The organism is Nonlabens tegetincola (assembly GCF_002117085.1).
Lineage (GTDB): Bacteria > Bacteroidota > Bacteroidia > Flavobacteriales > Flavobacteriaceae > Nonlabens > Nonlabens tegetincola.
This window is the reverse complement of the sequence record NZ_CP019342.1, coordinates 188,912-202,359: the sequence shown is the minus strand read 5'-3', so window position 1 is coordinate 202,359 and position 13,448 is coordinate 188,912. Positions and strand designations below refer to the sequence as shown.

General features: G+C 36.6%; 12 protein-coding genes. All 12 read right to left on the bottom strand.

Going from position 1 to position 13,448, the window contains the following annotated elements:
- Positions 1-4 precede the first annotated feature (4 nt).
- From ftsA to mraZ, 12 genes are read right to left on the bottom strand one after another with little or no spacing between them, the layout of a single operon-like run.
- A complete protein-coding gene (gene ftsA / locus BST91_RS01035) occupies positions 5-1,360 on the bottom strand; it encodes a cell division protein FtsA (RefSeq protein ID WP_085774160.1) in 1,356 nt (451 codons plus the stop codon).
- A gap of 13 nt (positions 1,361-1,373) precedes the next feature.
- Complete coding sequence (locus tag BST91_RS01030; protein ID WP_085774159.1) at positions 1,374-2,093, bottom strand: cell division protein FtsQ/DivIB; 720 nt, start codon at positions 2,091-2,093, stop codon at positions 1,374-1,376.
- Positions 2,081-3,433: a UDP-N-acetylmuramate--L-alanine ligase gene (gene murC / locus BST91_RS01025; RefSeq protein WP_085774158.1), complete on the bottom strand. Its 1,353-nt coding sequence runs from the start codon at positions 3,431-3,433 to the stop codon at positions 2,081-2,083. The genes BST91_RS01030 and murC overlap by 13 nt, the downstream gene beginning before the upstream one ends.
- Complete coding sequence (gene murG / locus BST91_RS01020; RefSeq protein WP_085774157.1) at positions 3,426-4,514, bottom strand: undecaprenyldiphospho-muramoylpentapeptide beta-N-acetylglucosaminyltransferase; 1,089 nt, start codon at positions 4,512-4,514, stop codon at positions 3,426-3,428. Before murG ends, murC begins: the two co-directional genes overlap by 8 nt.
- Positions 4,501-5,703 carry an FtsW/RodA/SpoVE family cell cycle protein gene (locus BST91_RS01015; RefSeq protein ID WP_060523138.1) on the bottom strand — a complete coding sequence of 401 codons (1,203 nt, stop codon included), beginning with the start codon at positions 5,701-5,703 and terminating at the stop codon, positions 4,501-4,503. Before BST91_RS01015 ends, murG begins: the two co-directional genes overlap by 14 nt.
- 2 nt (positions 5,704-5,705) lie before the next feature.
- Positions 5,706-7,064 carry a UDP-N-acetylmuramoyl-L-alanine--D-glutamate ligase gene (gene murD, locus BST91_RS01010; RefSeq protein WP_085774156.1) on the bottom strand — a complete coding sequence of 453 codons (1,359 nt, stop codon included), beginning with the start codon at positions 7,062-7,064 and terminating at the stop codon, positions 5,706-5,708.
- Positions 7,064-8,296: a phospho-N-acetylmuramoyl-pentapeptide-transferase gene (gene mraY, locus BST91_RS01005; protein ID WP_042279912.1), complete on the bottom strand. Its 1,233-nt coding sequence runs from the start codon at positions 8,294-8,296 to the stop codon at positions 7,064-7,066. Before mraY ends, murD begins: the two co-directional genes overlap by 1 nt.
- Position 8,297: 1 nt before the next feature.
- Positions 8,298-9,764, bottom strand: coding sequence for a UDP-N-acetylmuramoyl-L-alanyl-D-glutamate--2,6-diaminopimelate ligase (locus tag BST91_RS01000; protein WP_042279914.1), 1,467 nt, complete (start codon positions 9,762-9,764; stop codon positions 8,298-8,300).
- On the bottom strand, positions 9,761-11,740 hold the full coding sequence (locus tag BST91_RS00995; protein WP_085774155.1) for a penicillin-binding protein: 1,980 nt from the start codon (positions 11,738-11,740) through the stop codon (positions 9,761-9,763). The genes BST91_RS01000 and BST91_RS00995 overlap by 4 nt, the downstream gene beginning before the upstream one ends.
- The gene (locus BST91_RS00990) at positions 11,724-12,056 is read right to left on the bottom strand and encodes an FtsL-like putative cell division protein (protein ID WP_042279917.1); all 333 of its coding nucleotides are present in this window, start codon (positions 12,054-12,056) and stop codon (positions 11,724-11,726) included. Before BST91_RS00990 ends, BST91_RS00995 begins: the two co-directional genes overlap by 17 nt.
- Positions 12,046-12,972: a 16S rRNA (cytosine(1402)-N(4))-methyltransferase RsmH gene (gene rsmH / locus BST91_RS00985; RefSeq protein WP_085774154.1), complete on the bottom strand. Its 927-nt coding sequence runs from the start codon at positions 12,970-12,972 to the stop codon at positions 12,046-12,048. Before rsmH ends, BST91_RS00990 begins: the two co-directional genes overlap by 11 nt.
- The gene (gene mraZ, locus BST91_RS00980) at positions 12,950-13,417 is read right to left on the bottom strand and encodes a division/cell wall cluster transcriptional repressor MraZ (RefSeq protein WP_060524998.1); all 468 of its coding nucleotides are present in this window, start codon (positions 13,415-13,417) and stop codon (positions 12,950-12,952) included. The genes rsmH and mraZ overlap by 23 nt, the downstream gene beginning before the upstream one ends.
- Between the last annotated feature and the right edge of the window lie 31 nt (positions 13,418-13,448).

Here is a 13,448-nt window from a genome sequence, read left to right as displayed (position 1 = left end):
TCTTTTATTCTGCGTTATCTATAAACTCTTTTACTGATTTTACCCAGTTTGAAAAGAAGTTGTTAGATGGTTTTTTCTGTGGTTTTTCTTTAGGTTGTGGCACTTCTTCTTCCTCAACCTCTGTAATAGATTCAGGTTGTACCTGTTGTACTACTGGTGCTACTTCTTCTATTATCTCTTCCTCTTCTTCAATAACCTCAAGCTCTTGAAGGCCTTTCATTACCAGACCAACAGCTGTGGCAAAAATCGGACTTGTGTTTTCCTTATCGCTATCACCTGCCAGATGTTCATTAGGGTAGCCTATACGAGTAGGCATTCCTGTAACATACTCGGTAAGTTGTTTTATATGCTTTAATTGACTACCACCACCTGTAAGTACTATTCCTGCGATAAGTTGTTTTTTAGGTTGGTCAAAACCGTAGTTTTTGATTTCCATAAAAACGGATTCTAATATCTCAACCACTCGCGAGTGAATTATTTTACTTAGGTTTTTAAGCGTAATCTCCTTGGGTTCTCTACCTCTTAATCCAGGAATAGAAACAATCTCATTGTCTTTATTTTCTCCTGGCCAGGCGCTACCAAATTTTGTTTTAAGTAATTCTGCCTGCTTTTCTATAATTGAGCAACCAGCTTTTATGTCTTCAGTAATGATATTTCCTCCTTGTGGTATTACTGCTGTATGACGAATGATTCCATCTTTAAAGATGGCCAGATCAGTAGTTCCACCACCTATATCGATTAAAGCTACTCCAGCTTCCTTTTCATCACTTCCCAGAACAGCATCAGCACTAGCGAGTGGTTCTAGAGTAAGATTTTTAAGTTCCAGTCCAGCGCTTTTTATACATCTACCAATATTTCTAATTGAGGCAATTTGCCCTACTACTACATGAAAATTGGCTTCTAATCTACCACCGTACATACCGCATGGTTCTTGTACATCGCTTTGACCATCTATTTTATATTCCTGTGGTAGAACATGTATAATTTCTTCTCCAGGCAGCATCACCAGTTTGTGTACTTGATTGCAAAGGTTTGCAATATCAGTTTCATTTATTACAGATTCACTATCCTGTCGAGTAATATAATCGCTGTGCTGTAAACTGCGTATATGTTGACCTGCTATTCCTACTGTTACATTTTCAATTTTAATACCGCTTACCGTTTCAGCTTGTTGAACTGCTTGCTGAATAGATGTAATTGTTTGAGTAATGTTGTTTACAACACCACGATGTACACCTAAACTTTTTGATTTTCCTACACCTAGAATCTCGAGCTTACCATATTCATTTTTACGACCAATCATTGCCACAATTTTTGTGGTACCGATGTCTAGTCCTACTGCATATTCTTGTGCTTCCATTTCTTCCCCTTTTTTATTTTATAACAACCACCTGATTATTAAATCTTAGGTCAACAGTACTTATACTTTCTAGCGTTTTATCTTTTTCAGCCTTGGCTATAAAGGCTTTATAATTAATGAACTTATGCTCTAGTTTATCAATTTTACCCAGGTTTATTTTATGCTTCATTGCCCTAGGTTTCAACTTTACATTTCCTTTATCTAGTTCAATTGCTGCAATAACCTTTTGTAACCACTTATCTTTTCTTATAAAGGAAACTAATTCAAAAACATCGTTTTGAAAGTCACTTTCATATCCAAAAATTACAGGTACACGTACTGCATATTCATCAGACAATGGCATCCATTTATTATCCTCGTCTAAATATCCAGACTTCTTTCCAATGATGCGCGCTATAGGCACTCGTTGTTCAATTACTGCGTTTATTTCACCATCAATTGACATGGAAACCTCAGCCTTTCGAATCATTGAGTTTTTATCAAGACGCTTTTCACTCTCTTGTAAAGCTAGTTTTTCTATCGTGAGATAATCTATACTGTCCTGATTTTGTATCAACAATTTATTAACGTTTTCTTCAGAAATTAAAGGACTGCTATAATCTGTAAATGTGATGGTTACATCCTTTATCTCCCTATTTTTATGTCTTACAGCCCCAAAAGCGTATAAACTGAAAACCAGCACAATAGCCACAATCAATAAGATCGCATTTATGTAAGGTTTTATTTTACCCATTTTGCTGCTATTTTTTTGATTTCAACTCCTATATCTCCTGCTCCTAGCATACAGATTATTCGTTTATTACTTCTATGCAACTCGTTTTCTAACTGATCCTTTGTTACCATACTTGTTATCCCTGAGGTTATTTTCTCAATCCTATTTTGAAGAGATTGAGATGTTATACCGGGAATAGGAAGTTCTCGTGCCGGATAAATATCCAACAAGTATACCTGATCAAACTGTGCCAAACTGCGGGCAAAATCATCCATAAAGTCTTTGGTACGAGAATACAAATGCGGTTGAAAAACTACTAGTTTTTCCTCATCCGGATACAATTCATTTACCGCTTGAAAAACAGCATTTATCTCTGTAGGATGATGAGCATAATCATCTATCAACACGAGCTCATCACTATTCAATCTGTATGTAAAGCGCCTGTCAACTCCAGGGAAAGTGCCAAGCGCTTTTATTAATTTTTCTAGTTGCACTCCATACTCTAACGCCATTGACATAGCAAGAGCAGCATTAGACAGGTTGTGCTTACCAGGTAAATTCCATTTTATATTTTCGAAAAGTTGATTAGGTGTTTTGAAATCAAAATAATAAGATTCATCTTGAATTCTATAATTCAAGATTTGATAATCTCCATTGTTGAATCCCACTTTTTTACCTGGTAACGAAACCACTTCAGTAGTTAATAAATTTCCTTGTGGAACTAATGCGGCAAAGTCTTCAAAGGTTTTTTCAAACTCCTCAACATCTCCATATATATCAAGATGATCTGCATCCATAGCTGTAACACCAGCAATTTCAGGCTGTAAGTTCATGAAGCTTCGGTCAAATTCATCAGCCTCTACGACCATAACTTCATTTCCTGTATGGATATAATTAGTATTATACTTTTCAATTATGCCGCCACAAAAAGCAGTCATAGGAACTTTACTCTCATAAAGCAGGTGTGTAAGAATTGCGCTTGTTGTAGTTTTTCCATGAGTCCCTGCTACTGCTAGACATGTCATGGTTTTTGATATTTGCCCGAGTAGTTGTGCTCGTTTAAGTATGGTTATTCCGCTTTCGCGAAAGCGAACTAATTCTCCAAAATCTACTGGTATCGCAGGTGTATAAATCACTTGCGCATTATTGACATCCTTATACTGTGCTGGGATGCTGTCATAGTCATCTTGATAATGGATGTTAATCCCTTCACTGACTAATTGCTCTGTAAGCGCTGATGGTGTTTTATCGTAACCAGCAACATTTTTACCTGCTTGTTTAAGGTAGCGCGCTAGTGCACTCATCCCTATACCACCAATACCGATGAAATAAAAATGTGATATGTGATCAAGATTACTCATTCAACAACTGTTCGATTTCATTTACAATATGACTAGTAGCTTGGGGCAACGCTAGCTTCTTAATATTTTTACTTAATATTTCTTGTTTTTTAGAATCCTGGATAAGCCCTTTCCAAAAGGTCATGAAATTTTGCTCCAAATCAGATTCTTTAATCATCACAGCAGCATTTTCTTGAACAATGGCTTGTGCATTTTTCGTTTGATGATCCTCAGCAACGTGCGGAGAAGGAATAAAAATGACCGGTTTACCTACTATACAAAGTTCTGATATGGTGCCTGCTCCAGATCGTGAAATAATAAAATCTGCCGCAGCATATGCAAGATCCATTCTTTCCAAGAATGCTTTTACTTGCAGTTGTTTTTGCTCTTTAGCCTTGTAGGTTTCATAATAAAACTTACCGCATTGCCAGATGATTTGAACATCCTTGAGCAATTGTGCGCTATTTTCATCTACAAGTTGATTTATACGCCTAGCACCAAGACTACCGCCTAAAACTAATAAGGTTTTTTTGTTTTCATCTAAACCAAAAAACTCTATAGCTTGTTGCTTTTTACTGGTAATGTCCAATAAATCTTGTCTAACTGGGTTGCCAGTCATAACCATTTTATCTTTAGGAAAAAAACGTTCTAGACCTTTACTCGCTACACAAATGCGTTTGACTTTTTTTGATAGTAGTTTATTGGTTATTCCTGGAAAAGAATTTTGTTCTTGAATTAGAGTAGGAATCCCTTTTTGATTTGCCTTAAACAACAAGGGACCGCTGGCATAACCACCAGTACCTATTGCGATATCTGGTTTAAAATCATTTATGATGCGACCAGCATCAATTAAGCTTTTTACAACCTTAAAAGGGAATGCAATGTTTTTAAGACTTAGACTGCGCTGCAATCCACTTATCCACAATCCTTTTATAGGAAACCCGGCTGCTGGAACTTTTTCCATCTCCATGCGATCACGTGCTCCTACAAAAAGTATTTCACAATCTGGCCATCTTCTCTTGCATTCATTTGCAATAGATATAGCTGGATAAATATGACCACCGGTACCACCGCCTGATATGATAATTCTATATGGTTTCACTTAATACATCTAAAGGATTCATATCTTCCTCTTTGGTTTCTTCAAGAGGTTCTTTTACGTCTTTACTTGCACTCACACTTAATACTATTCCCATAGCTAGGCAACTCATTAATATTGACGTTCCACCACTACTTATAAAGGGAAGAGTTTGACCTGTCACAGGCATTAAATTAACGGCAACAGCCATATTAATACAGGCTTGAAAAATTATTGGAAAGCCAACACCTATCACCACCAATCGACCAAAAATATCCTTTGCTTTTTTAGTAATTACAACCAGCCTAAATAGAATTAATAAATACATAATCACAATACCAAAAGCACCAATAAAACCGAATTCCTCAATAATAATTGCATAGATAAAATCACTACTTGATTGAGGTAAAAAAGGTCTCAACATACTTTTCCCTGGACCAACACCTGGTATGCCACCTTCAGAAATGGCAGCAAGTGCACGTTCTGTTTGGTAATTAGTATCAGCCGTTCCAGAACCACTAAAATTCTCGATACGCGAGATCCAAGTGTCTACACGGTTTGGAAAAAGATCTGGAAAAGCTTTGGCGGTTAGAATAAAAAGAGAAAGCGCCACAATTCCCACACCTATAATACCTAGTAAGTATTTCCAGGGATATCCTCCAATGAAACATAGTGCCAGCACCATAATGAATATAAGTGCGGTAGTAGAGAAATTAGATGGTAACACAAACAGTAAAGTGAGTCCAACTGGTAACCACAATGGCAGTAAACTTTGTTTAAATGTAATAGTCTTGTGAGCTATGTTTGAAAGGTACTTTGCAACATAAACCATAAGAATAACAAATACCAAGGTGCTAGTTTGCAACTGCATACCAATACCTGGAATTGTAATCCACCTAGAAGCATTTGCACCACCCATAGTTGTTCCTTGTAATGCAGTTATTACTAATAAAACTATAGCAGGATATATAAGTAATACACTTAATCCATTAAACAATCTGTATGGAGTTTTATGAACTGCCCACATGGCTATTAATCCCATTATAATATGTCCAAGATGACGTATAAGGAAACGACTGGTATCACCAGTTCCCTTTCCTAGATAGGCCAAATTTGCACTAGCGCTATAGACCGGAATAATAGAAAATACTAGTAATGCCACTATGAGCGACCAAAGAAACAGATCTCCTGATATGTATCTACTTAATTTCAATTTTATAAGTTTCTAACTGCTGCTTTAAATTGTCTTCCTCTATCCTCGTAGTTTTCAAATAAATCAAAGCTGGCACAAGCTGGACTTAACAATACATTATCACCTGCTTTGGCCAATCTATAAGCTACTCGAACAGCATCTTCCATGGATGATGTTTCAACTACTGTATCAACACATTTTGCAAAGTTTTCTATGATTTTGCCATTGTCAATTCCTAAGCAAACAATCGCCTTTACTTTACGATTTACTAACTCATACAAATCGCTGTAATTATTTCCTTTATCAACTCCACCTACAATCCAAACTGTAGGATGCTCCATACTGTCTAATGCAAAATAAGTTGCGTTTACATTGGTAGCTTTACTATCATTGATATATTGAACTTTATTGATTTTAAGAACATTTTCTAATCGATGCTCTACACCTTTAAAAGACTGTAGGCTTTGACGTATAGTCTCCTTTCTTATTTTCAAAAGTGTTGCCGCAGTGGCAGCTGCCATAGTATTGGCAGTGTTGTGTTTTCCTTTTAATGCTAGTTCCTGTATAGGCATGGTGAAAAGGGTGTTGTTAAGGGTTATAATTATTTGATTATCTTTTATAAAAGCTCCATGCTTCAGTTCCTGAGTCATAGAGAACGGCACTAACTGTGCTTTTATATCTTTATTTTTTAAAGCCTCGGTTATTGCTTGGTCATCGGCGTTGTAGATGAAGTAATCGCTAGCTTTTTGTGATTGAGCAATTCTCATTTTACTATCTATATAGTTTTCAAACTGGTAATCGTAACGATCTAAATGATCAGGTGTAATATTGAGTAGTATGGCGATGTGTGGTGCAAACTCATAACAACCATCTAATTGAAAACTACTTACCTCTAATAAGCGATAATTAGCTGGTTTTTGAGCAACCTGCAAGGCATAGCTCTCACCGATATTACCACCGGTTGTTGCATTTACCTGTGCAGTTTCTAGCAAGTAGCTCATTAAGGAAGTCGTCGTAGTTTTTCCATTACTACCTGTAATAGCAATTACAGGAACTTCTCGTTCTTCTCTAAAAGCAAATTCAATTTCAGAAATGATTTCTATACCTGCTTGTTTTAATTGTTTAATCAAGTCAATGTGATCAGGTATTCCTGGACTTTTAATTATCACATCTGCCTCGATTAATTTTTCTAGTGTATGAGCACCTGATTCATAAGATATGCCGTGTTCATTTAACGCTTTCGCGAAAGCGTCATTCACAACAGCTCTATCGCTTAAAAACACATCATAGCCACGACTAGCAGCAAGAATAGCAGCTCCTAAACCACTGATTCCACCACCAAGCACTACGACTTTCTTTGATATGTTAGTTTCACTATTCATTAACGAACCTTAAGTGTTACAATACTGATGATGGCTAGTAAAATTCCTACTACCCAAAACCTAACTACTATTTTACTCTCATGAATTCCTCTTTTTTGATAATGGTGGTGCAATGGTGACATAAGAAAAATTCTACGACCTTCTCCGTATTTTTTCTTGGTGTATTTGAACCAACTTACCTGCATCATTACAGATAAATTTTCCATAAGAAAAACACCACATAGAATTGGAATGAGCAATTCTTTACGAGTTGCAATAGCCAGAACAGCTATGATTCCACCTATAGTTAAGCTACCTGTGTCTCCCATAAAAACTTGGGCTGGATAGGTGTTGTACCATAAAAACCCTACAAGCGCACCTGCAAAAGCAGTTATAAATACCACCATCTCACCAGAGTTGGGTATATACATGACATTTAAGTAATCTGAAAATATAATGTTCCCAGATATCCATGCAAATAACGCTAGGGTAATCACGGCGATAGCACTGGTACCTGCGGCTAATCCGTCAATACCGTCAGTAAGGTTTGCACCATTAGACACAGCGGTCACAATTACAACGACTATAGGGATAAAAATGAGCCACGCCCATGAGGCTAGGTCATCATCAATCCACGTGATCAATTCACTATAATCTAGTTCATTGTTTTTAGTAAAAGGTATCGTTGTTTTAGTGGATTTTTTTGCTGCTTCAAATTGAATAGGAATATTACCTTCCACTCTTTGTTGCGTATACTTTTCAGTCTTTAGTTCTTCTTTTATCGTTATCCCTGGATGAAAATACATGATGGCACCTACAATAATTCCCAACCCTACTTGACCGACTACTTTAAATTTACCTTTTAAACCACCTTTGTCTTTCTTGAAGACCTTGATATAATCATCTGCAAATCCAATCATTCCCATCCAAAGCGTGGTAATGATTAAAAGAACTACATAAATATTATCAAGTTGGCATAATAACAGGACCGGGATCAGAGTCGCTAATATTATGATTATTCCACCCATGGTAGGTGTACCTGCCTTTTGCGCTTGACCTTGTAAGCCTAGATCGCGAACTGTTTCACCTACTTGTTGATTACGTAAATAGTTGATTATTCGCTTTCCATATATAGTTGAGAATCCTAGAGACATCATGAATGCTATCGCTGCCCTAAATGTGATAAACTCAAACAGCGATGCTCCAGGCAATTGAAATTGTTCTTCCAGATATTTGAATAAATAGTAAAGCATATTATTTATTGAGTTTATTTAATAATGATGCAATAATTTCTCTATCATCAAAATCATTACGTACTCCGTTAATTTCTTGATATGTTTCATGACCTTTTCCTGCAATCAAAATAATGTCATTAGGTTGAGCCATGACCGCAGCTGTTTTAATGGCCTGTTTACGATCTACAACTGTTACGGTTTTTTTAAAATCTTGAGGTTCAACACCAGCTTCAATATCATCTAGAATAGCTTGTGGATCTTCTGTTCTAGGATTGTCACTAGTAAAAATCACTTTATCACTTAATGATGCTGCAATCATTCCCATTTTAGGTCTCTTAGTAGCGTCTCTATCTCCACCGCATCCAACTACTGTTATAAGAGTTTCATTTTTAGTACGAATCGCATTAATGGTTTCAATTACATTTTTAAGTGCATCTGGTGTATGTGCGTAATCCACAATCGCAGTGATTTTATCTTCAGCCGTTGTGAAATACTGAAATCTTCCAGAAACACCTTCTAATTGTGAAATTTTTTCCAGAACCTCAATAGGTTCTAGACCTAGCTCAACAGCACAACCATATATTGCTGCAATATTATAGGCATTAAATTGACCTATCATTTTACACCAAACTTCTTGGTCGTTAATTTTAAGCAACAAACCACCAAATTGATTTTCTATAATGTGCGCACGATAGTCTGTAAAAGATTTTAAAGCGTATCCTCTTTTTACAGCCTTGGTATTTTGAAGCATTACATCACCATTCTTGTCATCTTTATTTGTAAGAGCAAATGCAGATGCTGGCAGTTCATCAAAGAATCTTTTTTTAACATCTCGGTATTCAGCAAATGTTTTATGGTAATCTAAATGATCATGTGATAGATTTGTAAAAATACCACCTGCAAAATGCAATCCAGTAGTGCGCTCTTGATGTATACCATGACTACTCACCTCCATGAAACAATAATCCACTCCTGCATCTCTCATTTCTGCTAAGTAATGATTGATAGTCAAAGGATCAGGAGTTGTATGAGTGGCCTTATATTCTGTGGTATCTACGAGTATATGTACAGTTGATATTAATCCAGATTTAAAACCGCAAGATTTAAACAAGCGATATAATAAACTAGTACATGTTGTCTTGCCATTAGTTCCAGTAATACCTACAAGTTTGAGATCTTTTGAAGGATTACCGTAAAAGTTTGCTGCCATAAAAGCCAACGCTTTTTTGGTACTAGGCACTTGAATGTAAGTAACATTTTCTATTTGATCTTCTGGTAGTTTTTCAACTACCACAGCGGTAGCGCCTAGTTCAATGGCATTTTTAATAAATTTGTGTCCATCAATTGCGACACCTGTAATAGCCACAAATACAGAATTCAATTCCACTTTCCTAGAATCGAAAACAATAGACTGCACTTTTTTATCGGTAGAACCAACGACAGATTCAATATTTACTTTGTATAATATTTCTTTAAGTAACATCATAACGTTAGTACTACTTTTTCTCCATTTTTAATAATTTGCCCTGGCGCCTTACTTTGATTAGATACAATTCCAGCTTCTCCCTTCACTTCAACATAGGCTCCCATATTCTCCAAAATCACTACAGCATCCATCACTTCCATACCTTTGAGGTTAGGTACCTTTTTTTGAACAGATTGTAACTTGGAATAAAACACCTCATCAGACTTTTCTACTTCTTCTGATGCAATTTGTGGTAATTGAATCTCGTCTTTAATAGGACTGTTTGCGTAAATTTTATGAGCGATTTTTTTAAAAACCGGTCCAGCAACTATATTTCCATAATAACCTTTCTTAACGTTGGGTTTATGAATCACAACTATGCAGCTATATTTAGGCTCGTCAGCCGGGAAATATCCAGCAAACGATGCAATATAATTACCTGGCTTTATCCAATATTCTGCTTGACAGGTTCCTGTTTTACCTGCCATAGAAAAATTAGGTGAATACAGATTATCTGCAGTTCCACGTCTAACTACATTTTCCATCATCACCTTTACCTTATCAATGGTTTCTTGTGAACAAATCGACGGGTTAATTATCTCCTTATCAAATTTTTCAACAAGTCGATCTTTAGAACGAACTTCTCTAATCAATCTAGGTTTAACCATTACTCCATCATTTGCAACGGCATTGTAAAAAGTTAATGTTTGCAATGGAGTCAATTCTACACCATATCCGAATCCCATCCATGGTAAAGAAAGACCGTTCCATCCTTGATCATCTGGGTGAGGAATTAATGGCGACCCTTCACCTACTATAGGTAAACCAATCTTATTACCTAAATTCATTTCATAAAGTCTATCTACATAATCACTAGGATTAGATTTATAGTTATCGTAAATCATTTGAACTAGCGCTGTATTGGAAGAAACCTCAAATGCTTTAGCTACATTTATTTTTCCATATCCACCATACTTAGAATCTCTTACATTTCTACCATAGTAAGAAATCTTACCACCTTTAGTGTCAAAAACGGTACTTGTATCAACCACTTTATCTTCCAGAGCGGCAATAACACTCATTAATTTGAATGTAGAACCAGGCTCATGCGCTTCCCAAACGGCATAATTTCTTTTCTCATAATATTTACCGCTTTTTGCCCTTCCTAAATTTGTGAGCGCTTTAATTTCACCAGTTGCAACTTCCATTACTACTGCAGTACCATGATCTGCTTCATAGTATTCTAATTGCTCAAGTAAAGCGTGATGTGCAACATCCTGCATATTGACATCAATAGTAGTATAGACATCGTATCCATCAACTGGCTCTACCTCGTTAGCTCCATTTACGGGCTTCCATTGACTTTTGGCAATTTTTTGCTTTAATCTTACACCATCGCTACCTCTTAAATAAGGAGCAAAAGCACCTTCCAATCCTACAGGAGCTCGACCAGGTTTATCATAACCCACAATACGTTCAGCCATTTTACCTAGAGGATGATCACGCACTACGCGCTGCTCAACAATCACCCCACCTTTATACGGCCCTTTTTCAAATAAAGGAAAATTGATTACTTCTTTATAATCTCCGTAGTCTAGATTCTTAGCTATAAGAATGTATCTATTTTTATTTGCCCTAGCTTTTCTAAGCTTGTTAAGGAAATAACTTTTTGGCTTATTTAGCTTTCGCGAAAGCGAATCACTCAACTTACCGACGTTATCATTAAAATCTTTTTCACTAGGAGTAACAGCATCAAATCTTATATCAAACTTACTGATAGAAGTTGCTAGTAATTGCCCATTTGAATCATACAGATTACCTCTATTTGCTGGTATCGTATCATTTTTAAAGATGCGCTTTTCAGTAAGCGCACGGTATTTTTTCCCTTCAGCTACTTGAACGTGAAGAATTTTAGCCAGAATCCCTATTCCTACCAGTAATAAAATACCAGCAGCGATATAAGCTCTATTAAGAATACCCTTATCCGTTGTTGCCATCTACTGGTAGTTTTATTTTAATTTTTTGTGGCGGCTCTTGAGCAGGAGCAATACCCGACTCTTTCAACCTTTTTGCCACTTCGCTTTCCATTTGCATGAACATGAGTTTATTCTCTAAATCATAAAACTCACTGCGCAATTCATTCACCTCGTCATTTAACTTACTTAATCGATGCACTTTTTTCTCGAATGAATGGCCCGTGTATATCATAATTAAAGCCAGTAATGCCATAAACAATATGAAGCGCCAATTTTTTGCCGCTCCTTCTTGTGTAAGAAAATCACCTTTTAATATTTTATGAAATCTAGACGCCATAACTACACGTTTGCGATTTTTCTGCAATACGCAATTTTGCACTACGTGCACGATTATTCTCTTCTATTTGAGCAGCAGTAGGCACTATTAGTTTTCCAACTTTTTTAAATGGCACCTCAGCACGGCCAAAAACATCTTTTTCCGGCTCTCCTTCAAACAAGCCATTACGCATAAATCTTTTAACCGGCCTATCTTCTAATGAATGGTAAGAGATCACACTTAATCGCCCTCCAATTTTCAACACCTCTTTTGCCTGGATCAAAAAATCATACAACACTTCCATCTCACGATTAACCTCTATCCTAATTGCCTGAAAAACCTGAGCCAGTAACTTGTTTTCCATGCGCGCCGGCACTAGCGGCTTACAAATACGTTTTAAATCTCCTACTGTTTCTATAGGTTGCAAAGCACGCTCTTGCACTATTCGACGTACTAATTTTGGAGCTATTCGCAATTCACCGTACTCTTTAAAAATGCGTAACAAATCAGACTCATCATATTGATTCACTACATGAACAGCATCCACCTCACTCTCCTGATTCATTCGCATATCCAAACGAGCGTCAAATCGAATGGAAAAACCACGATCAGCCTCGTCGAACTGGTGAGAGCTAACTCCTAAATCTGCCAAAACACCATCTACCTGCGACACACCATGAAGCTTTAAAAAACGCTTCATAAAACTAAAGTTGGACTGAATCAAAATAAATCTAGGGTCATCTATTTCATTTTGAATAGCATCGGGATCCTGATCAAATGCATACAAGCGCCCGTCATCACCCAATCGTTTCAAGATCTCGCGTGAGTGACCACCACCACCAAACGTGACATCAACATAAACACCATCTGGCTTAATATTGAGTCCATCTATTGATTCTTCTAATAGAACTGATTTATGATATTGATTCTCCTGCATCACTTCCCATTACTTCTTCTGCTAGATCTGCAAAATCATCAGTAGCATCATCTATTGCTTCCTCATACTTTTGCTTATCCCATATTTCTATAATATTAATCGCACTAGACACGGTTACATCTTTTGTAATCCCAGCTACTGAAATCAAATCACGCGGTATTAACAAACGACCGTTAGAATCAACCTCAACCGTTTTAACTCCAGCCGTAAAACGACGTATAAAGTCATTGTTTTTTTTATTAAAACGATTAAGCTTATTCATGCGACCCATCAATTCATTCCATTCTTTCATAGGATAAAGCTCTAAACAAGGTTGAAAAACAGCTCGCTTTATCACAAAGCCTTCTTGCATGATAGGTGCAAGCTGCTTTTTGATAGCTGCTGGCATCATGAAACGGCCTTTAGAGTCGGCTTTACAATCGTATGTTCCTATAAAATTTATCAATGGTTCATCCTCATTTTGAGGTAATCTAATC